Consider the following 21,403-nt stretch of genomic DNA (forward strand, 5'->3'; position numbering starts at 1 on the left):
CTGTCTGTGCGTGGATGGTCATCATGCCCAGCAAGATACGGGCCTGCCCAGGGTTTTCAGCGCGCCTGCAGGCACATCGGCGGCTGCCGCGCCACCCAGCGGGTCTGCTGCTCATGGGCAAAGGCCAGCTGCAGCACGGCATGGTCGGCCTGCGCCGGGCCTATGATCTGCAGGCCCATCGGCAGCCCTGCGGCATTGAAGCCCACCGGCACGCTCATGCTCGGCAGGCCGGCCAGGGTCGGCCCGATCACCACCTCCATCCAACGGTGATAGGTGTCCATCACCTGCCCGCCGACCACCTTGGGCCACGGCTCGGCTGCGTCGAAAGGGAACACCTGGGCAGACGGCAACAGCAGGTAATCGTAACGCTGGAACAACGTATTCAACGCCTGATACCAGGCGCTGCGGTCGAGCGAGGCGTTGTAGATAGCCGCTGCCGTCAACCGCAGCCCGCCCTCCACCTCCCACTGCGCCTCGGGCTTGAGCAATGCGCGCTTGCCGGGGTCGGCGTAGGCCGCACCCAGGTTGCCGTGCACCAGGAAGTGGCGGTGGGTAAGCCAGCATTGCCACAAACGCGCCAGGTCGAAACCTGGCTGGCACGCCTCGACCTCGCAGCCCAGCTCGGCGAAGTCGGCCAGCGCCGCTTCGCACAGGCTCAGCACACCGTCATCCATCGGCAGGTAGCCGTCGAAGTTGCCCAGCCACCCCACCCGCACACCCTTGAAATCGCGTTGCAGCCCGGCTGCAAAATCGCGGGGGCCGTCACTCAGTGACAACGGCACCCGAGGGTCATGCCCCGCCTGTACCGACAGCAACCGTGCCACGTCCGTCACCGTGCGCCCCATCGGCCCCTCGGTGGCCAGCTGCTGCATGAACAGCTCCGGCGTCGGCCCATAGGGCACCCGCCCGCGCGAAGGGCGCAAGCCGTACACGTTGTTGAACGCCGCCGGGTTGCGCAGCGAGCCCATCATGTCGCTGCCATCGGCCACCGGCAGCAAGCGCATGGCCAGCGCCGCCGCCGCGCCGCCGCTGCTGCCACCCGCCACCCGGCTGTGGTCGTAGGCATTGGTGGTGGTGCCGAACAGCGTGTTGTAGCTCTGCGACCCCAGGCCGAACTCCGGCACATTGCTTTTGCCAACGATGATCGCCCCGCTCGCCCGCACCCGCGCCACGCTGACGGCATCGTGCGCCGGCACCTGCTCGGCGAACAGCGGCGAACCCAGCGTCGTGCGCAGGCCCGCCGTGGCCGCCAGGTCCTTGATCGCCTGCGGCATGCCATGCATCCAGCCACGCGACGCACCGCGCGAGAGCTCCCGGTCACGTTCATCGGCCTCTGCCAGCAAAAGCTCGCCCTCGCGCAGCGACACCAGTGCATTCACCTGCGGGTTGAAGCGCTCGATATGCCCCAGGTAGGCCCACATCACCTCACGGCACGACAGCTGGCGAGCATGGATTGCCTGGGACAGCGCCTCGGCATCGAGGGCGACGATCGGGTCGATGGCTAACTGGTTCACGGTTTGACTCCAAGGTTGAAGGCCACAGGTTTGCCTGCACGCGGCGCCTCTTTCAGGCAATAGGTGCCCAGCAGCGTCAGCAGGCAGGCGAACAGCACGTAGAACGACGGCGCCACCGGGGTGCCGAGCACCTTGCTCAGCCAGGTGACGATCAGCGGGGCGAAGCCGCCGAACACCATCACCGCCACGTTGTAGGCCACCGACACGCCGGTGGAACGCACTTCGATCGGGAACTGCTCGGCCAAGGCAGTGGGCGCGGGGCCGAAGAAACCGCCGATGGCGGTGCACAGTAACAGCTGCATCACCAGCAGGCGTTCGATCGACGGCGCCGCGGCCACCCACACGTACAGCGGGTAGACCATCACGAAGAACGCCAGGGTGAAGGCCATCAACACCGGCCGGCGACCGAGCCGGTCCGACAGCGCGCCGGCCAGTGGAATCACCACGGTCATCAGGCCCACAGCCAACATTTGCACCAGCAGCACCTGGTCCAGCGGCAGGCCGAGGTTCTTGTGGGCGAAGGTCGGCATGTTCACCAGCACCACGTAGAACGACACGGTGGCCCCACAGGCCAGCCCCATCGACACCAGCAAGCTGCGCCGATGCTCACGCAGGACCTGCCACAGGCTCGGCGCCTGGCCCTTGGCCTGCTTGCGCGCTTCGAGGAATTCCTCGGGCTCTTCCATGTGCTTGCGAATCCACAACCCCACCGGCCCGATCAGCAAGCCGATCACGAACGGGATCCGCCAGCCCCAGCTGTCCAGCGCCTGTGGCGTGCACAGGTGGGTCACCAGCGCGACCATCGCCGCCCCCGAAAACACCGCCAGGCACTGCCCCACCAGTTGCCACGAGCCATACAGGCCCTTGCGATGGGCCGGCGCGCTTTCCACCAGAAACGCCGTGGCGCTGGCGTATTCACCGCCCGTAGCAAAGCCCTGCAGCATGCGCGCGACCACGATCAGCAGCGGCGCCCCCATGCCGATGGCCAGGTAGCTGGGCGCAAAGGCGATCATCGCGATCGACACCGTCATCAGCCGAATGATCAGCTGCATCGCCGCCTTGCGCCCCTTGCGGTCAGAATAGATACCCAGCAGCACGCCCCCCACCGGGCGCATGAAAAAGCCTACGCCGAAGGTGGCCAGAGCCATCAGCAGCGACGCGTACTCGTCGTCGGAAGGGAAAAACTGGCGGGCGATGATGCTTGCCAGAAAGCCGTACACGATAAAGTCGTACCACTCCAGGGCATTACCGATGACCGCCGCGACCACTTGCCGGGTACGCGACGCGCCTGTGTGTGAAGTCTGCATGCGGAACACTCCATCAATCTGTTGGCCAGAAACGGTTCAAGTGATCGCCCAGGCGCGGTCGCGCCCGGGTTCCAGCGGCAGTCGTCAATGAAGGGGTCAGGCGGGCTTGAGCCAGCGCTCGGTCAGCGCGCCCCAGTAGGCGGCGCCGGTCAGCAGGATGTCGTCGTTGAAGTCGTAGGCCGGGTTATGCACCATCGGCCGCTTCTCGCCATTGCCGATGAACAGGTAGGCGCCCGGGCAGCGCTGCAGCATCCAGGCGAAGTCCTCGCTGCCCATCAGCTTGCGGGTGTTGCCGTCCACCGCCTCAGCACCCAGCAGCTCGACACCGACCTGGTGGGCGAAGGCGTTTTCTGCGGCATGGTTGACCAGCACCGGGTACGCCGGACGATGCTCGATGCTGGCGGTGCAGCCATAGCTCTGCGCCTGGCTGACGATGATCGCCTGCACCCGCGCCAAGGTCTGCGCCCGCACCTCGGCGTTCAGCGCCCGCAAACTCAAGCGCAACAGCGCCTGCTGCGGAATCACATTGGCCGCCTCGCCCGCCTGCAGCGCGCCGACCGTCACCACCGCCGCCTCCTGCGCATCGATATTGCGCGCCACCACCGTTTGCAGCGCCATCACCACACTGGCCGCAGCCACCAACGGGTCGACGGTCAAATGCGGCATCGAGCCATGCCCGCCGACACCTTCGATGGTCACCGTGAGCAAGTCTTGCGAGGCCATCATCGGCCCCTCACGAAACCCCAGGTGCCCCGCCGGCAGCCCCGGCATGTTGTGCATGCCGAACAACGCGTCACACGGGAAGCGCTCCAGCAGCCCATCGGCCAGCATCGCCTCGGCGCCACCCTGGCCCTCCTCGGCCGGCTGGAAAATCAGCGTCAGCGTGCCATCGAACTGCCGCGTCGCCGCCAGGTAGCGCGCCGCCCCCAGCAGCATGGTGGTATGCCCGTCATGGCCACACGCGTGCATGCAACCCTGGTGGCGGCTGCTGTAGGCAGCGCCGGTGGCCTCATGGATCGGCAGAGCGTCCATGTCCGCCCGCAGGCCGAGTTTGCGCGTGCTGCTGCCATTGCGCAGCACGCCGACAACGCCGGTCTTGCCGACGCCGGTGTGCACTTCATAGCCCCAGTCCTTGAGCAACTGGGCAACCAGGGCCGAAGTGCGGCTTTCTTCAAAACCGAGTTCGGGGTGAGCATGGATGTCGTGGCGGATGGCGTGTAGGTCGCTGGCCACGTCGTTGAGCCAGGCCAGGATGTGCTGGTGTTGCTGCATGGGGAATCTCCTCGCGCGGGTGGGTCCCGTTCTTGTTGTTCGCTTCGAGATCACGACGGGGAAGGCAGGTCGTGCTTGGGGACAGATAAGCGCGAGTGGGGCGGGAGTACAACGGAATGTGGTTTCACGTGGTGGAACATCAAATGCACGAGGTGCCTGCAGCGGCGGGTAGGCCCGTGGAGTGGCAGCTAGGCTCTACACGACACATATGTGTATCGCGGGCATTGTAGGAGCTGGCTTGCCTGCGATCGGCTGCGAAGCAGTCGTAAAATCGGTATCCGCGCGGCGCCTGACAGAGCGCGGAAGTAGAGTTGACGACTGGGTTGCAGCCGATTGCAGGGAAGCCAGCCCCTACAAGCGAATGTGATTTCATGCGCTCGAGCTACCCAAATTAATTGCAGAGCGCGTACCCGCACGCGAACACAGAGGCGCTCAGAATATCCCCCAAACTGCTAGGCCCTTCATGGCTAGAAGTCGCCACATGTACCAGCGGTTCTGGCGGCACGTTGTCACCTAGCTTTTAGCGCACATAAGATGAATTATCTGATCCGCATACTGCTTCGCTTTAGGTACTCGTGATGTTCTCAAGTACCCCAGCAATTGCTCCCGCCCTTTCCGGGCAAGCAGGTATTCAATAAGGTTGGTCAAGAGAAAGCCTTGAGAGTACTTTCCGGCCGACACCACCTTAGCTTTCTCATCTTGTCCTGGCTCCAGTCCTAGAGGATATTCCTCTTCATCCTCTTCATTCGAAAGTACAGCAAACTTGCTGACCGAATATCGCATAATTTCAGCGCTATTTTCTGTGAGAAAGTTTAAGATCTCGTGCGCTTCTAATTTCGACCTCACCACTTTCGCAGAATCTAAATTCGCAATAACTTCAGAGTAGCCGGACTCAATCTCTATCCTCCCGACCTTTGCCAATTCTGAAATCATTGCCTGGTAGTCGACCGTAAAAACTATTTGCTCCGAAACGCTTCTGTCTTTCGTCACTATGCATTACACTCCGTTGACTGCTGTAATGAAATTAGCATCAATGCCGAAAATAACCCACTGTTCGTGCCCCACGCCTCACGACCTACGTGAATTTAATTTAAATGCACGTCTCACGCAAGTACTCACATCATCTAGACGTGTTTGCAATGAAGCAATCAGTCGGCTAAAACAGACCCCGGCTCATTCTTATCCTGATGTATGAGTTTGACAACCAGTTCCCAACCTCCATCCTTGCATTCTGTCCTACCAAAAAACACATACGTCATCACACCCTCGTATTGATCACCTTTAGAGCAACCCTCTACCTCGAACTGATGAACAAAATCCATAGGGGTGTTACCTAAAAATCGCCAGCTTGGCTCATCCAGCCATTTGGGCGACGATCCGTAGCATCGGAAGCTATTGGCCAACCTAGAATTTATCCAGGATCTGGCTTGTTTGGGAGCAGCGTCGATCCAGTCCAACGTAGGTGCTTCCAATCCTTGGCTCATGTACTCATCAAATAGCCCCTGCACAAAATATTGTGCTTCTTCATGACTGGTTCCCACCTTGTATTTTTTCGCGGCCACAGCCGTTACTACCGAGCTGAATAAAATATACAATTTATTTCGCTCCCCCATCCCCTACTCCTTTTATGCGTTCACTGAGATTGCAGCCATTTTCTTTGCAACATCAACAACAGCGTATTGTGATAGGTCGGCCTGACTAAGGTTGGGTGTTACATTGAGCATTATTGCGTCCCACTCTCAGAGTACTTCAGTACAGTGCAGCACTCTAACCAGCCTTATCACTATTACCTTTCTCACAAGACGTGAGCAATAGCCACAAGCGCCGCAGGCTCATTTAAAGAGCAACACGCTGCCACTTTCCATCAAAACTCAATACCTCTCTCTTTTTTATCTTCCACTCCCCGCCCTTCATAACCAGATAAAATCTAGAACAGCTCTCCGCGCCTTTCACCTGCTGTACCTGCACCACCATACTACCATTGCTACAAGCCACCAACTCAATGACATCAGTCCCTGGGTCATAAGTCGCCGGCCTTGTACAACCCAAATCAATCAGCCGGCCGTAGTTCGGCTTATCTTTAAAAGCAAACGCGTCAAAAATTGTCTCCAACTTCGAAGCATAAGCCTGCTTCAACCCAATGTCATCCTTTCCCTCAGTGAACCCATCTTTGCGCTTATCGAAAAATTCACACTCCCACTCATTCATCTGCTGCATGAATTCCATAAGAGCGTCAGGAACGACCTCTACAACATCTTTTTTGACCATATCTTTTTCCAGAACCTCTCGAGAGTTTTATCAGCCTTACGATAGACATCCTACATCCTTGCTGTAGTTTAGGTACCTCCATTGTCCAAAAGTTAAACTCACCCTTCACCTCCCCTTTTTGACTGCTGTTGAAGCGCTTGGGCTTTCACGCCGAATTCAAATAACAATCAGCTTAGTGTCGGAGTAGCCAACAGGCCACCTACCTGACAAATAAAGTTCAATCACTTTCGACCACTCCCCAGACACACCATAGTACGACTCCGAAATGTACTGGCGAAATGCAAAACAAGCTCCATCTCGCGCAGCCAGACTGTAATCATGGGGGCCGGCAATGAATTTCACCGTTGAGCCAACTTTAATCGACTGCATAACAGTTTTAGTGACATCGATACGCCAACTCACTAGCTCCTTAGGTGGTTTTGGAAATGAATTGAACGGATCATCTTGATAAGAAGAAGTAGGCAACCACTCAAGATTTTCATAATAACCATGGAAATCTGAAGATACAGGCTCAACGAAGACCCTGAAGACATCCCTTATGTAGACTACATCATCTCTCGAATCTGGATCGCACCCCATCCTCGAGAAAAATTCAGTATCAGCTATTCTTGAAATCAAACTCTTTACATCTTGCATGTCAGCACCCATCTCTTATCATGCCCCCCGTTGCCCGAGGTAAAAAACCTCACTCGCCAGCAACTAGATATAGGTCCTTTGCCATCTTCCATCACTTTCTAGATATCGCCCGCTAACTTTGCAGGCATCATCCTCCATGATTAACGTCAGTTTGAAGGCAGCGCGCAACCCTGTGTTCTTCCTGATAATAACTGAGACCGCACTTCCCTTGCACTCAGACATCCCAACTCCATCACTGACAAGATCATAATCGGGGAACCTGCCGCAGACTAGATTTTTGACGCGATCATAGTTTCGCCCTTCGTCAACAACATATTTCTTAAAAATTACCAAAAGGTCATTTTTAATGCTCAGTTCGACTTCTTGCTCTAAGGAATCATCCGAAAATGCCGCCAATTTCTTTTTGTACCCAGACAATTCCCACTCGTACATAGCGCCCATAAAACCCAACAGCGCATCACGATACTCATCACGCAAGTTAGTTAGTGAATAAGTTATCATCAGTAAGCTCACCATCTCTAAACACATCTTAGGGGAGCTTGGCAGAGTTTGCGCCATCACCCCATTGGGGTTCAACTCCATATCTACCAGGCGCTTATCATATGTCTTTGCTCCGATGGCTGGTTTTCCTGGACCAGCCTGCCGAAAAGAGTACGCAGCATGCCATATCAATTTATGTGCTTTCTGCTTTTCTGCAGCCAAGGTCGACTCAAACTGCCACGCCTTACGCCCCATCGCGTCTTAACCAAAGCAACTGCTGACCATACCTTGCATGCAATACACCTCGCGGTGCAGGTCATCGCGCTCCATGTCGCTGATGACCTGCCCGTCCAGGTTCAACTGGTGCAGGTGGTCGCTGCCGTAGTACAGCTGATAGATCTTGCTCCCGACCGTGTGGCAAGGTCAGCATGGTCAGGTTCATGAGCGGGCCGCACTCATGATGAGCAAGGGAGAATTTCAGAAGGCTGGGACCTACGCTCAACCCTTCACGCCCATTTTTAAAGATCACCTTCACATTCGTAACTCTGGAGTATCTATAATTCAGCCAAGCCGGATTGAATCTGAAAAGTTATTGCGATGACTCTCTGCCCGCGCAAACGACAGCATTATTACCCCGCATTCAAAAGCGAATCCCATCTGATAATTACCTGGAGTGAAAGCAATACAAGCTCCATGTATAGCATCAGAACCATCAGGCTCCATACCCCCCCGTAGTATCCTCACCAGCGCCTATAAATAAGCTCCCGGATGGAATGGATAGAAAAATACTGCCTAAAGCATTGGGCAACTCAGCGAGAACCTTGACCAAGTACTTTCCGTCTTCACCGAGATTTAAAAAAGCGATATTACCCTCATTCATCTCATAGATCTCATCGCTCCGGATACTCCACCAATCAAACGTATCTCTCATTCGATGACGGATAGCGGCAAGATCAAATATCGCCAATGTAGCAGTTTCTGTAATCACCGAGAATCCAGCAGCCATACTTACTCCTAATAATTTCACCACTAATATCGCCAGGCTTAAGGCCGGCCCGCTTCCGTTCGGCTCAGGTTCAAGCATGGTGGTCTGGGTTAGCGCATCGATTACCACCACCAGATCATGACGCTCATTCTAACTAAAATGTACTCTGGCCCGAACAGTCCTGATACCGCTCGACCTGGGCCAGGGTGTTCCACCACAGGTACTTGGACTTGTACGTCGCGTCGATGATGGTGTGTGGCAGGCCATCTTCGCCGTTGAGGTACTCGGTCATCTGGCCCAGCGCATCGAACTCGGCCAGCAGGTTGCCCTTGTCGTCGTAGCGCGCCTGCCACGTGCTGCCGTCCGGGTAAGTGACCTTGGTCACCAAGGTGGTCAGGTGGTGGTATTCGTAGGCGATGGTGCGGCCCAGCGGGTCGGTTTCTTCGAGCAGGCGGGCGGACTCGTCGTACTCGAAGTGCAACTTGTTGCCGTCCGGCAGGGTCAGGCCGACCATGTTGCCGAAATCGTCCAGGTCGATGGCGTAGCGTTCGCCGCCGTAGTCGCGGCTGGCGATGACGCGGTGGTCTTCGTTGTAGTGAATTTCCAGCTCGCGGCCCAGAACGGCGGTGGCCCAGCTGGTGCGTGCTGCGCAGTCATAGCAGAAGTGGTCGTGCTTGCGCTGCCCCCCACTTGATTAAGCAGTTTTTTGAAGATCAAATATGGCTATCGAAACTCAGAGTCCCAAATTTAAAAAACAACAGCCGCAAGCATCAAATACTAACATCGATCTCAACAATCATTCCAAAGATGATTAACGACCCCATATAATCAAAAATCAACATCCACCTCACCAACTAAAGAATCGATAAAATCACCAAAGGAATCCGACATGACTCTTTGAGCATTGATATGGTTAAGATACATGTCAAGATCCGTTTGAAAAGTATCAACAGCAAAATAAATAACTCTCCCCGCACCTTTCTCCAAGCAGATAAAGTTACCAGCCTCATCATTTGCAAAAGGGACTAACTTGGACGGGATAACATTTCTCTCGCGCATCCGCCTGTAACATCCACCGATATATTTTGTCTCATTAGCATCCTGAGCTCCCACACTTGAAATACTTTTAAAACCCTCAACTCTCACCGGCTCAAAATCTTCATCTGATATCCAAAACTCTCGAACAGGTGAACCGCCATTGTATGCTTGATATATCGCCCTAAACCTCACGGGCAAATTAATGCCGATCTGCGCTTCCAGCGCCTCAATATCAGCACCAGAGATCCGCGAGCCGCAGTGCAACAGTTTAAAGTCAGTCATTATCAACACTCTACAAGTGGAAAATACGTGTTTTGACGGCGACCTTTAAGCCACCCCTTATCTTGCGCTATACCTACGAACTCCAAGCTGAACCGAAATTTTTTTTGGATTGTAGTATCTAAAGGCATTGTAATGGCGGAACCTGAGCATTCAACCGACTACTCTCCGGCGCATAATATCCATATATTATATGCAACCATGTTTCTCTGTGGAAATACAGCCCTTAAAAACGCAAATTCTGCTGATTTTTTTGTCCGCTTTCAAACTACTCTATCCCAACGACGCATAGCTACCGGGTTCGTAGAGATTTTCAAAGAACTTGATAGCGACTTTACAAAAATAACCTACCGACACTACTCCCTAACCTTATAGATCTGCCCACGTCGGAAATTGCCCCGAAACATCGGTCTGGTTGCTGAGCGGGTCTTACTCATAGTCCAGCGCACTGCTCGGGGTCAGTTCCTGTGTCAGCCATCCAAGCGGCTCGTAGCGGTAAGTCAGACTTTCATCCGTGATGCCAAACTGTTAGCCTAGACTGCTCGCCGTGCGCTGTAGACTCAGCAGACGGTCTGCCTCGTCGTACTCAAAAAACATCCGAGCCTTCAACACAATCATCAACTAGTGATCAACCCAGCTCTTTAATAGACTGCCTGATCATATGACTGAAAAACTCTTTGAAATCTGAGTGCATGATATTTTTTACACCTGTACGCTTAAAAGAAAGCTCCGTCTCTACCACCACTGGCTCTCCATCATCACCAATAATCGAGGTATCTATAGAGTAAATAGGCCCACACCCCGATGCTTTAATTACAATCATCGACCCATCAGCATCACCATCTGCACGCGCACTTTGTGTAGTAAAAGCCACACTCGGAATGGCTGAAGCGTCTACACCGTCTTTTGTAATACCGTAGTACGTGTCGCCGGCAAAGGATAGCGCTCCATATTTTTTAAGAAACAGTATGTAAGATGGGGGAAACTTAACACCCAGAGCATTCTCGAAATCACTTATTACGTCATCCGACGCTGCCCCAGCAAAAGCAGGATCCTCCCCACTCGCAATGATTTCCACTTCCAGTTGATCTATATAACTCATCGCATACCTCTCTTAAAAAATTCAAGGCTCGAATTTTCCAGCATGATCTTTTTGCAAGTATTGAATAGTCCTTTGTTTATACTTAGCAGAGCACTGTTATATAGGCGTGTAACGCCATCGTGCCCAACCGAACTTTTATCTCATTAATTCGAATGATATGTAAAACCCAATCATGCCTCGAGTGGGAGGTACTCAAGACCTCCGCCATGGGGCCAGGCTCATCTTGAGTGAGATGATGAAGATTCACTTCTTACCCATCTCTGCCAATAGGTGCGTCACCTCTCTTTATCCTCTGACTATTGGTCCTAACTTTGCGCTTAGGACAAAGGGGGCCAACCCTAATTGATCGATCGAAGCCTGATCTGCAAGTTCCTGTCTATTACTATCCTTTGAAGCTGACGACGACATTCAGATATTGTTTATCGAACCCTTCAAAAGCTCTCTCGCCGCCCATGTCGAAAGCCGTCTTGAAGGAATCAAATGCAGGATTAATTTCGCCCAACCCAAGTAAAGAGGCACCCAGAATTATCAAGCTAGACGTTTCTCGAGCAGGTTTAGATTCAACAGCTTTTAACGCCCATGCTTTAGCATTTTCATAATCCTGCCTTTTCAAATAAACCTCAGAATTACATTTGGAAATCCAATGATAGAGATCCCATTTCTCCTTTGGCTCTGGAAGCATGTCCCAAGATTTACTATATTTCTGTAGCGCAGCATCGTAGTCACCCGATTCTTCAAGTTCATTTCCAGATTCAACTGTATCTACGATATTTTGAGACAACTGCAGATTCACTTCCGAAAGATCATTCATAGACACCTCAATATTTAAAGCTTTCATATGGACTGTTAATCTTGCTAGAAGTTGTCTACAAAACAATTTCACCCTAGCCAGTGGCTATTACTAGGTGTAAATAGTAGAGCTTCTGCGCTTCCCCTTCTACCTAATCCCTCCGCGCCAACGGCGCTAGCTACCCTACTCATAGAAAGCGGCCAATCGGATCGCGCTCGAACAGTGTTCCGCATTGTGGCTGCTCACCGTCCTCGCCGTAGCCGATTTCGGCCAGAAGGGTCAGATGGCCGATTTCGTAGTAAGATTAGAAGGCTCCCTCCCTCTAAACCGAACTTATACTTTAAAGAGTGGACAAGAACACAAACCCATCACTAAAGACACATAAAGACTCACCAATCTCCGCGCCATTCCTCAAGATAGAGACGCTCTCTAGACAATCCAACAATCTCACCCAGCCGAGATAACACTTCCAGTACTGAGTCTCTTTCAAGTGTCTCAATCGTCAACCCAATGGCATTAATACCTAGAACACACCTTCTAAATAGAGGAAGCATCGAGCTGCCATAGTGAGCATGAGGAACGCCAATTAATTCGACCACCAATTCACCAATTACGGACCTCAATTCACACAAGCAAGTCTCATCGCCCTCCAAAAACTGCAATTGAGCCCAAAAAACCTCAGCCTCTATTTTTTTCATACTGACACCAAAATCATATTACAGGGCGCTGAATACCTGGAAATAAGAATTCCTTAGATGGATCCCAGTTAATTCCAGTTTCCCGATAGTTCTTAATGCGTGCAATAATCTTTTCTGGATCACCAACCATGCCGCATAGTTCGTAGCGATGAATCAAGCTTAGGTCATCTTGTGGAGAGAGGCTCTCCTTGATTACTTGCGCACCAATATTCGAATACTCATCTGACAGGTCTATGAGTTTCGCACCAGTACTTCCTGGAGCGCCAAATATCGCCGATAGCATACGCTTTTCCACAGGCCATTCATTTGGCGTAACTGACTCGCTAGAAACTAAGCTAGAAAATATACTTTTAATATTTTTTATGGAAACAAAGATCGTGAACAATACGTCAACTTTATTTAAGTCAACACCTGTCCAGTCACCATTACTACCAAACACATCAAAAACTTCCAAAAGATGATTTTTCCTCATTTGCGAGATAGCATATAGGTCTTCTTCCACCTGGATGCTCAAAACAAGATTTTCTTGCCATTTCAAGGATTTCAAAATGTCGCAGCTCCTTTTAATTTCCCGCTAGACTTCGGCCTACCACTGGAAGCGCTATGATTATCTGCAGCGGCGAGATAACGTTCTCTGTTTGGATTATTCACCCCCAGAGGATTTTGTTTGTTAGATGTTCCTTGCACAAAGAATGGCTCAGGCGCAACATCCTGGCGCCTGCTGGGCAAGCCACGCGAGGTGCGCTGCAGACGCGTGGTCTGGCCTTTGCCGTCGGTGTGGGTCAGTACCTGGCCGAGGGCGTTGTAGGTAAAGGATTCTGCCGTGCCATCCGGGTGGTGGATACGCAGCACTTCACCATCGGGCTGCCAGCGTTACTCGCAGATCAGATCAAGTGCGTTGCTGTGGCGGGCCACGACTTACTGAACTGTCGGACCCAATGACCGTTCCGGTTGAACGTTAGTGGCAACTCGTCATAGGAAGAACAATCATTGATTAAGGCGGTGTTCAAGCCCCCCAAAAAAAGCTAAATTTTAAAAGAACAATCTGCCAACGACCATCAAGTCTCAACAGCGACGCATAACACCTGACTTACCAAAGGCCGCTATGCCTTGAACTGCAAGCCACAAATATTGTTTTTCTCAAAAATAGTTTTTACCCGAGCAGCCACAACAATGGTAGCGATTTCTTCCTCAGCCCTTACACCAACCGGGTCGTGCTCCCTGAACAGCAAATCAACTTCAGCGGAGCGCGGCAAGTTTGTCGGCCAGCGTGTTATTGAATCGTTTGACGCTGTGAACTGACCAGCGATTTGATATTTACCATGCACCGAACGCAATGATTTAAGCGCAAATTCAATGTCACTCATTTCATTCTCCACTATTTATGCGCATGACCGTTTTTCTGCACATTTGAGTCGATCGATTAACCGCCCCTGCTACTACCCATACTTATACATAGATCTGCTCACCTTGGAAAGCACCCGGAAACATAACTAGTCAGAAGTTTACTGATAAAATCCACGTTGTGGGACTTAGACGCCGATTCTGCAATAAGTCCAAAATCGTCCGAGATACAACCTGCAACCTCAGAGTTACTCACAAGAAAAAAAACCTTTTTGAAGACCAACTCTCTTAACTCACTTACAATTACCTCGCCCCCGCAGGCAGGGTAATCAAGATCCTTAAGCTCTTCAAAAGCGCTGACCCACGCCTCATCAAACTCAAGCTCATCACGCTCATCTAGAGCGTTATTCCAGTCACTAACACCATTCAAAATAGCCTCAAAAAAACCATCTCCCGAAACAATCTGCTTTATAGAATCCAAAGAATCACTCATCTGAAGCCACCCTCTTTAAGCCAGTATTCAATTAAATGAACCGCTGCGCGCGGGGTAACACTTCCCCCAAATACATGAGGTCCATTTGGAGAAACCACATCCACCTTGATGTGATCCAAATCTTCATATGCCTTTCGATACGTAGAAAAAAGCTGATCATCAGTCCCCTGAAGTCTCCCCGTCGTGGACCAATTGGATCTCGTTCCACCTCATGTAGAACCTAATGGTCGTGCTCTGCCGCGCATTGAAGTCCGGCCGGTTGGCCGCCGGATCGTAGCGGAACTCTTTGTTATCTACGAGGGAGCCGGTATCGCGGCAATGCAACTGGCCGTTGGCTTCGTATTCGTACTTGATCTCGCCAGGCCGAGCACGCTGTCCACAGTAAGGCCGCTGGCGTAGAAACGAGACTTGGCCAAGGGCTTTGTAGGTAAAGGATTCTGCCGTGCCATCCGGGTGGTGGATACGCAGCACTTCGCCGTCGGGTTTGCGCTCCAGCGTGGTGGTCTGGTTCAGCGCGTCGGTGACGGCGATCAGGTGCTGCCGCTCATCGTAGCGGTAGTAGGTGCTTTTGCCCGAGCAGTCCTCGAAGCGATCAACCTGAGCGTAGGCGTTCCACCACAGGTACTTGGGCTTGAATTTGGCATCAATGACGGTATGCGGCAGACCGTCTTTAATGCTCAAGGGCTCGATCAGTAGAAATGGAATGAAAAGCCCCGCCGCTAAACTAGAATAGAATCATTAGAATCGGAGTTTTCTAAAAAAATGGACATCCAAGAATCCATCACATCCCACAAGTCGATATTTCGGGTTGGTACGTCCGGTTCCTCATGCCACCATATGAAAGCCTCGACCTCGGCCGGAGGTTTAGCCAAAGATAGATAATCACCAGCGCCACTAGAAAAAACTCCCACCATGTCAGGAAGGGCTGGATAGTCTTCATCACACAGATCTTTGATAGAGACGAAGTCTTCAAATCTGGATGGCCCCATGGTGTAGCCAATGTAAAACCCAAAACCGTCGTGCAAAGTTGTATAGAACGCCTTCAACTTTTGAGGAAGCCACTGAACCTGGACATTATTCTCTCCCTCAACACCTAAAGGGATTCCACCCATGTAAAAGCACAGGTCACCATTATCGCTATATACATACGCGAGGTATGGCTTGTCGCTGAATGCCAAGACAGTGCCTATTACGCACTTAGCGAGCCATGAATTCACCCAAGGCAAAACCTCAGCAAAATTCTTCCACTCCGCGGGTATATTCCCACTGTCGACCTTCGAACATCCGAAGCCCCGCCACTGCTCAGGAAAGTCCGCCCCTGAAGGGACCTCATCAGCTGAAAAATAAACCTCATAATCTTTGAGCTCGTTTACAATACGTTCTTTCAAAGAGTTAGACCAATTCATTTCATTTCACCTCAACATAACAGCCCATGGATGTACTGACCGATATCACTTATATTCGCACCTATTAAGGTTGGCTGTACCTGGCGGTAGTGCTGGGCCTGTTCTTTCGCCAAGTCATCGGTTGGTCAATGAAGCCCAGAATGACCACCAACTTGGCCATCGACGCCCTGCTCGCAGCCGTGTGGCGACGCAAGCCACAGCAGCAAGTGATGACTCACTCAGATCTTGGTCACTAGGGTGGTCAGCTGGTGGTAGGCGCAGGCGTCGTCGTAGCGCGTCTGCCACGTGCTGCCGTCCGGGTAGGTGGGTCACCAGCAGCGTGTGCAGGTACAAGCGGATGCCGCCAGTGGCGCTGCTGTCAGTCAGCGTGCCCCACAATTATCAAGCGGCAATCCTGCCACCTCAGAAATACAACTGTTAATTTTTAAAGAACCATAAAACCAAAACAATGAGATGCAGCTAGTCTCTATGCAACCTGCACGAAGAAGCAGCCATCTGCCACATCATTACCCATTTGCTTATTAACAAGAAGATAACCTACAGCATCAGTCATATATAATGCATCCTGAAATGGAGCGGGGAAGTCAGACGAATATATTTGGCAGAAAAAACTAAAATTCGACTCAAGTACCTTGGGAATCACCGCCCCACATGGGGCTCCACTAGAGACCAAGGAAGCGACTGAAATCTCATCATCCTTAACAGTGGAAGGTTCAAATTTTGCGTATTGCAGAGGAATCGACAATCCAGGCGACCTGATTGCACCAATCTGACCTACATGGACTACGTAAGTATAGGATGCGATACCTTTTTTTTGCTCAACTTCATCAAAAGTTAAAAAATCCAGAAAATAATCTTCTTTATCGTAAGTAGAGAATACGTGTATAAAACCAGAATCTGGGAGATCCGATCTATCAAGCTGCTTCCTTGCAGCTTTACAATTTATAGTGAAGAGCAGCAGTAGATCTTGACCATCCGGATTTTTTGGCCACACTGAGACATATGCACTATCCCCACCAAAGTAAAAAGGCGAATTCGCACTCGAACACTTAACAATCTTATAAATACTCATATCTATACTCCCTCACAGCTTCCAAGGCTGCGATAAAACTTGGCCAATGGCGTTGCTGAGGGTCACCATCACGCCGTCGGCGTAGCTGAAGCTGCGCACGAGTGCCGGTGGCGCTGATGTCGGTCAGCGTGCCTTGTTTGGTGCGGGTGAAGTGCAGGAAGTGGCCGAGGCGATTTTCGATGCGCTGCAGCGGGACTTCGGTGTCGGTGTCCGGCACCTCGCCGAGGTAGAAGAACAGGTTGTCCAGCGTGTGCAGGATGTAGTGGCCGCCCTCGGAGCACACCAGGTACACCTGCTCGTGCGGGTTGTAGAAGCGTTGGCCCGGTTGCAGCGTGCCGAACGGGACATCGCGGCCTTGGTTGTCGGTTAGGTAGAAGTAGCTCTCGTAACTTGGAAGCGAATGAGACAACGTTGGCATCCGCTTCCATCCCCAACAATTTTAAAGATCCGACAGCTCAATGCACCAACGTAAGAAAACAAATGCCCATCGAATCAAACACTCAAAACAAGCCATGCAGAATACTTACTACATACAATTACACCAACCACAAAACTAATATCACAAAATATCAAAAACACAATTTAGGCTCTACCGCCTCAATATCCACCATCAGCAAGGGATAGATAATAGGTTCACTGTCCTCCCTGCTAGCTGTGATTACCGATAGTGGCGGTCCAACACCGACATTTGGAACGTAAAAACCCATGACACTGACTTGGACCTTTAACAACTCCCCTTCCCCACCTATTTTAATTTTTGGAAAGCTCTTGCTAAGGCATTCTGGCCAATTCAGCAAAAACTCGCCTGGCACGACGCTCGGATTTTGAATTTCACGACGCAATCTATAGCTGCCTTCGAACTGCGGATTTATAAGCCTTGGAATGTAAGCGGCATCCCCAGGCTCGCTTAAGCCATACAGATAGTACTGCCACGGCGTCATCCCCCAGACCAAGACTAATAGGCCTTCAGCAAACAGCTCATTTGCAATTTCAGTTTCACAGAACGCGTCTTTAAGGTTAACAACGTCAGCACCCAACCTGGAAACAATATATTCATTCATTTTATCCAGATCAGCGAGAAAAAACCCCAACTCCCCGTAACCATCGTACACCGGGCGCTTGAAACTTAATTCCAAATGCGCGGCTACATCCTCGCCAAAAAGTGAGACCGTGACATGTAATATTTCAGAGTATTGGAGTAGCGGCTCTATATGCGCCGGCACGTCACCAAAGGCTTCTAATGGAATTTCAAGCGAAACTTGAACAACTAGCTTATAACACGTATGAGCTTGACCTCCTTCGGCCAGCAATAATCTTTCGCAGCCGAGATCTAGCACAACTGGCCCGCCGTGCTCGTCAACTATGAGAATTTCCTTGGAAGAGATCTCTCGCCCACGGACAGCGGTAGAATATCTAGTTCTTTGCTCACCAAACCAACCAACAATAATCTTTCGCTGGGTAGACCCAAAATCGCCAAAGTCAAACTCATTGAGGTGCACTACCGCACTACCAATTTCCAACTTACCACCAGCCACTAACCTTGAATCATTAACCGTCACGTACCTAACATTAGCGCTCTTCATCAACTGCACCCCGGCAAACTTGCACCTTTAGATCGCGCCCATGCTTTGGTTGCCGCCCAACCTTCAGCAGGAGACACATTCGCGGCAATGATACGCCCAGGACTTCCGTTCTCGACAAGTCTTAAATCTCCTCTAAAGTGAAAAATTTCCGGGTTGTTATAATGAGCCTCAAGCGACTGCAGCCACTTCTCATTTGTTAGACCTTCGGACTTGAAAGCATCAAGCGTCACAGCCGGTTTGGTACTCGCGCCCAAACCATTGTAACCGTGCATACCACTGCGCTCCATTCTATTCCATTGCCCTGGCTCCAGCCAGAACATCGAGGGCACATTATTAAATGAATTGAACGGAGTTATCCCCAAAGAGGTAGCTAACGAATGTGGAACCATGTGATGACCTACTTTAACCGGATTAGCTAACGGCAACCAGCCAAGAGGATCAATCCACAGGATTGGGTTCGGACCGTAACGATAAAGATTATCCCCGCCCATCAGGCCCAATGGGTCCTGCACTATAAATCTACCCATTTCAGGATCATAAAAGCGGAACGTATTATAATGCAGCCCTGCCTCGTCATCGAAGTACTGCCCTTGAAAACGCAGATTCTGCTCGACCTCATTGAGGATCAGGGTTTCAACCGCTCCCCAAGAGCGATACGTCGCCTGCCAAACTATTTTCCGTCGCTGTCGGTCAGCTCGAACGGCGTACCAATCTGGTCCGTATGGAAGTAGTAGACCTTCTGCTCTTCTCCTTCCACCTGATCGACCCGCGCCAACGGCGCATAGCTACCCGGCTCGTAGAGATACAGAATGCTCTGCCCCGGCGTCTCCTCACGCAGCATCCTCAGCCCTTGCCAGAGGGAACGCTTCTGCTCGGTGGTGCCGTTGATCTCGGACTGTTTCGCAACCCGTCGACCCAGACTGTCATAGCGGTATGCGCCAGTGCTTTCCAACTTTCCATTGACCAGCGTCTCCGCCCGCACCAGCCGGGTCTCGCAGTCATAACTAAAGCTTTGTAGCTTGCTATGCCCCGAGCGCTTCTCGATCAGGTTGCCCCACGGGTCATAGCGATACTCCTGGTCCCGCCAACGCTTGATGCGGTTGTCTTGAACCTTCTCAAACTGACGCGCATTGAAGTCCAGCCGGTTGGCCGCAGCGTCATAGCGAAACTCTTCGCTGTCTACGAGGGAATCGGTATCACGGCTGTGCAAGTGGCCGTTGGCTTCGCGGCCGGGTTGTACTGGTAACGCCGTACGCATGCTCCACCAGCAACGACGTATTGATGCCGGGGTTGTGCACCTGCGACAGCTTTTCTGCCGGCAGCGTGTACGCAAATTGCCATGCCTTGCGTTCCATCGCATCGGAATCAAAGCAACTGGTCAGCTTGCCGTGGGTGCGATACACCTCGCGGTACAGGTCATCACTACCGCTGCTGCCGTCAACCATCACTCACGCCCACCTCGCGCATCCGTTTGCTAGCTCGATACGTATGACTGTGCGAGATCAGTGTGTCACGCACAGCATACGGTACATATGATATGTGAGTGCTCGCTTACAGCAAGACGGGAAAATTACAAATCAATAAACTCATCGTTATCCTGATAATAATTTAGCGCCTTAACATAGTCCCCGTAAGATGCATCAGGACTTTGCTCTACCAGCAATGTTACAACGTCAACAAATTGCTGCCCAGAATATAAATAGCGCAGCCCTGCTTTTTTAACAGACTCTGGAAATACCTCCTTATCATCCTTCACGTCTGGGTAATCCGCGACAAGATAGCGCGCACTCAGATCGAGGCGATCTTGATCCTCACCATAAATACAAAACTCATCATCTTGCTCTGCAAAAAACCTCACATGATCAATTATCTCTGAAAGCGCATAAAATTTATTCTTTAATAACATGAAATAACTCCAGTAGATTAACCGCAGCAAATTTTTCCCGTTGCGCCGTAAAGCTTCCCTTTTCGCCCTTGAGCGCCGCCACCCCATATATCTCGACCACCCTTACCAGTCGGGTGGTATAGCCCATGATTAGCTTTATGATCCATACGATCTACCAGAGATAGCCTATTAACATCTTCATGATGGTGCCATGTTAAACCAGGCGGGCTGGCACTCTTGCTCCCCGCGTTAGCCCACCCCTCAAGCTTAGGATAGCGATTCAGCATATCCTTCCTGAACTCAGGCTCGATCTCCATTCTATTTAACAGATCTGCATTTGCCCTATTAAACTGAACGGCATCGCTGGAGTAGCGATACTTAGGATCCAGCGCGTGATCGTGAAAAATATTATATTTGCCGTTGTTCGGCCTATTTGCCAAGCCGAGAGGATCAATCCAAGACAAAGCATTAATAGCATATCTGTATAAATTAACTCCTCCTTGCAACCCAATAGGATCTTGGGTCACAAACTGCCCAACACCTGAGTCATAATAACGGAACATGTTGTAATGCAGCTCAGTTTCAGCATCAAGATACTGACCTTGGAATCTCAAATTCTGATCAATGTTTGTAACGACTAGCTGATCTACCGCACCCCAAGAGCGATACGTCGCCTGCCAAACGATCTCGCCTTCGCTGTTACTTAACTCTAATGGCGTCCCAATCTGATCCGTATGGAAGTAGTAGACCTTCTGCCCTTCCCCTTCCGCCTGATCCACCCGCGCCAACGGCGCGTAGCTGCCCGGCTCGTAGAAATACAAAATGCTCTGCCCCGGCGTCTCCTCACGCAACATCCTCAGTCCTTGCCAGAGGAAGCGCTTCTGCTCCGTGATGCCGTTGATCTCGGATTGCTTGACTACCCGGCGCCCTAGGCTGTCATAGCGATACGCGCCGGTGCTCTCCAACTTACCATTGACCAGCGTCTCCGCTCGCACCAGCCGGTTCTCGCAGTCATAGCTAAAGCTCTGTAGCTTGCTATGCCCCGAGCGCTTCTCGATCAGGTTGCCCCACGGGTCATAGCGGTATTCCTGATCCCGCCAACGCTTGATGCGGTTGTCTTTGACCTTCTCCAGTTGCCGAGCATTGAAGTCCAGCCGGTTGGCTGCCGGGTCGTAGCGGAACTCTTCGCTGCCTACGAGGGAGCCGGTATCGCGGCTATGCAACTGGCCGTTGGCTTCGTATTCGTACTTG

Annotated in this window: 21 protein-coding genes and 8 pseudogenes; 1 reads left to right on the forward strand and 28 read right to left on the reverse strand. The window is 51.8% G+C overall.

Annotated elements, in window-relative coordinates:
• Positions 1-56: 56 nt before the first annotated feature.
• The 22 genes and pseudogenes from ACNQPL_RS11375 to ACNQPL_RS11480 all read right to left on the reverse strand — a co-directional run bounded on the left by ACNQPL_RS11375 (position 57) and on the right by ACNQPL_RS11480 (position 15,612).
• Positions 57-1,514, reverse strand: a complete 1,458-nt coding sequence (locus ACNQPL_RS11375) for an amidase (RefSeq protein ID WP_416466762.1) — start codon at positions 1,512-1,514, stop codon at positions 57-59.
• Positions 1,511-2,821, reverse strand: coding sequence for a citrate-proton symporter (locus tag ACNQPL_RS11380; protein ID WP_416466763.1), 1,311 nt, complete (start codon positions 2,819-2,821; stop codon positions 1,511-1,513). Before ACNQPL_RS11380 ends, ACNQPL_RS11375 begins: the two co-directional genes overlap by 4 nt.
• Positions 2,822-2,917: 96 nt before the next feature.
• The gene (locus ACNQPL_RS11385) at positions 2,918-4,093 is read right to left on the reverse strand and encodes a M20 aminoacylase family protein (RefSeq protein WP_416466764.1); all 1,176 of its coding nucleotides are present in this window, start codon (positions 4,091-4,093) and stop codon (positions 2,918-2,920) included.
• A 513-nt stretch (positions 4,094-4,606) separates the two neighbouring features.
• The gene (locus ACNQPL_RS11390) at positions 4,607-5,083 is read right to left on the reverse strand and encodes a hypothetical protein (RefSeq protein WP_346613465.1); all 477 of its coding nucleotides are present in this window, start codon (positions 5,081-5,083) and stop codon (positions 4,607-4,609) included.
• Positions 5,084-5,241: 158 nt separating this feature from the next.
• Positions 5,242-5,706: a hypothetical protein gene (locus ACNQPL_RS11395; RefSeq protein ID WP_346613466.1), complete on the reverse strand. Its 465-nt coding sequence runs from the start codon at positions 5,704-5,706 to the stop codon at positions 5,242-5,244.
• A gap of 223 nt (positions 5,707-5,929) precedes the next feature.
• A complete protein-coding gene (locus tag ACNQPL_RS11400; RefSeq protein ID WP_416466765.1) occupies positions 5,930-6,361 on the reverse strand; it encodes an NTF2 fold immunity protein in 432 nt (143 codons plus the stop codon).
• A gap of 156 nt (positions 6,362-6,517) precedes the next feature.
• Positions 6,518-7,009, reverse strand: a complete 492-nt coding sequence (locus tag ACNQPL_RS11405) for a hypothetical protein (protein WP_416466766.1) — start codon at positions 7,007-7,009, stop codon at positions 6,518-6,520.
• A 51-nt stretch (positions 7,010-7,060) separates the two neighbouring features.
• A complete protein-coding gene (locus ACNQPL_RS11410; protein ID WP_416466768.1) occupies positions 7,061-7,699 on the reverse strand; it encodes an NTF2 fold immunity protein in 639 nt (212 codons plus the stop codon).
• A gap of 42 nt (positions 7,700-7,741) precedes the next feature.
• Positions 7,742-7,937, reverse strand: a pseudogene (locus ACNQPL_RS11415) (hypothetical protein); the annotation flags it as partial.
• 101 nt (positions 7,938-8,038) lie between these two features.
• Positions 8,039-8,561: pseudogene (locus ACNQPL_RS11420) on the reverse strand (DUF6386 family protein).
• Positions 8,538-9,138: pseudogene (locus ACNQPL_RS11425) on the reverse strand (type IV secretion protein Rhs); the annotation flags it as partial. The pseudogenes ACNQPL_RS11420 and ACNQPL_RS11425, both read right to left, overlap by 24 nt.
• Positions 9,139-9,290: 152 nt before the next feature.
• A complete protein-coding gene (locus tag ACNQPL_RS11430; RefSeq protein ID WP_416466770.1) occupies positions 9,291-9,782 on the reverse strand; it encodes an SMI1/KNR4 family protein in 492 nt (163 codons plus the stop codon).
• Positions 9,783-10,407: 625 nt separating this feature from the next.
• Positions 10,408-10,881, reverse strand: a complete 474-nt coding sequence (locus ACNQPL_RS11435) for an SMI1/KNR4 family protein (protein WP_416466771.1) — start codon at positions 10,879-10,881, stop codon at positions 10,408-10,410.
• A gap of 82 nt (positions 10,882-10,963) precedes the next feature.
• Entirely contained in the window at positions 10,964-11,089 is a 126-nt protein-coding gene (locus tag ACNQPL_RS11440; RefSeq protein ID WP_416466772.1) for a hypothetical protein, read from the reverse strand.
• Positions 11,090-11,263: 174 nt separating this feature from the next.
• Positions 11,264-11,692, reverse strand: coding sequence for a tetratricopeptide repeat protein (locus ACNQPL_RS11445; RefSeq protein ID WP_416466773.1), 429 nt, complete (start codon positions 11,690-11,692; stop codon positions 11,264-11,266).
• A 368-nt stretch (positions 11,693-12,060) separates the two neighbouring features.
• Positions 12,061-12,369: a hypothetical protein gene (locus ACNQPL_RS11450; RefSeq protein WP_416466774.1), complete on the reverse strand. Its 309-nt coding sequence runs from the start codon at positions 12,367-12,369 to the stop codon at positions 12,061-12,063.
• Between the two features lie 13 nt (positions 12,370-12,382).
• A complete protein-coding gene (locus tag ACNQPL_RS11455; RefSeq protein WP_346613475.1) occupies positions 12,383-12,916 on the reverse strand; it encodes a hypothetical protein in 534 nt (177 codons plus the stop codon).
• Positions 12,917-13,077: 161 nt separating this feature from the next.
• A pseudogene (locus tag ACNQPL_RS11460) lies at positions 13,078-13,236 on the reverse strand (RHS repeat domain-containing protein); the annotation flags it as partial.
• A gap of 236 nt (positions 13,237-13,472) precedes the next feature.
• Positions 13,473-13,736, reverse strand: coding sequence for a hypothetical protein (locus ACNQPL_RS11465; protein WP_416466775.1), 264 nt, complete (start codon positions 13,734-13,736; stop codon positions 13,473-13,475).
• Positions 13,737-13,834: 98 nt separating this feature from the next.
• Entirely contained in the window at positions 13,835-14,206 is a 372-nt protein-coding gene (locus ACNQPL_RS11470; protein WP_346616172.1) for a hypothetical protein, read from the reverse strand.
• Between the two features lie 405 nt (positions 14,207-14,611).
• Positions 14,612-14,893 (reverse strand): annotated as a pseudogene (locus ACNQPL_RS11475) (hypothetical protein); the annotation flags it as partial.
• A gap of 32 nt (positions 14,894-14,925) precedes the next feature.
• The gene (locus tag ACNQPL_RS11480; RefSeq protein WP_346616174.1) at positions 14,926-15,612 is read right to left on the reverse strand and encodes a hypothetical protein; all 687 of its coding nucleotides are present in this window, start codon (positions 15,610-15,612) and stop codon (positions 14,926-14,928) included.
• 35 nt (positions 15,613-15,647) lie between these two features.
• Between ACNQPL_RS11480 and ACNQPL_RS11485 the strand changes: the two are divergent.
• Positions 15,648-15,842 (forward strand): annotated as a pseudogene (locus ACNQPL_RS11485) (DDE-type integrase/transposase/recombinase); the annotation flags it as partial.
• A gap of 236 nt (positions 15,843-16,078) precedes the next feature.
• Here ACNQPL_RS11485 and ACNQPL_RS11490 read toward each other — a convergent pair.
• The 6 genes and pseudogenes from ACNQPL_RS11490 to ACNQPL_RS11515 form a co-directional block, all read right to left on the reverse strand.
• Complete coding sequence (locus ACNQPL_RS11490) at positions 16,079-16,684, reverse strand: hypothetical protein (RefSeq protein WP_416466776.1); 606 nt, start codon at positions 16,682-16,684, stop codon at positions 16,079-16,081.
• A gap of 103 nt (positions 16,685-16,787) precedes the next feature.
• A pseudogene (locus tag ACNQPL_RS11495) lies at positions 16,788-17,084 on the reverse strand (hypothetical protein); the annotation flags it as partial.
• Positions 17,085-17,253: 169 nt separating this feature from the next.
• The gene (locus ACNQPL_RS11500) at positions 17,254-18,267 is read right to left on the reverse strand and encodes a hypothetical protein (protein ID WP_416466777.1); all 1,014 of its coding nucleotides are present in this window, start codon (positions 18,265-18,267) and stop codon (positions 17,254-17,256) included.
• Positions 18,267-19,688 (reverse strand): annotated as a pseudogene (locus ACNQPL_RS11505) (RHS repeat domain-containing protein); the annotation flags it as partial. The gene ACNQPL_RS11500 and the pseudogene ACNQPL_RS11505, both read right to left, overlap by 1 nt.
• Before the next feature lie 149 nt (positions 19,689-19,837).
• Positions 19,838-20,173, reverse strand: a complete 336-nt coding sequence (locus ACNQPL_RS11510) for a hypothetical protein (protein ID WP_416466778.1) — start codon at positions 20,171-20,173, stop codon at positions 19,838-19,840.
• A gap of 17 nt (positions 20,174-20,190) precedes the next feature.
• Positions 20,191-21,403 (reverse strand): RHS repeat-associated core domain-containing protein (locus ACNQPL_RS11515; protein ID WP_416466779.1); only part of this gene is annotated, 1,213 nt, incomplete at its 5' end.

Source organism: Pseudomonas sp. LFS044 (assembly GCF_047978245.1).
Classification (GTDB): Bacteria; Pseudomonadota; Gammaproteobacteria; order Pseudomonadales; family Pseudomonadaceae; genus Aquipseudomonas.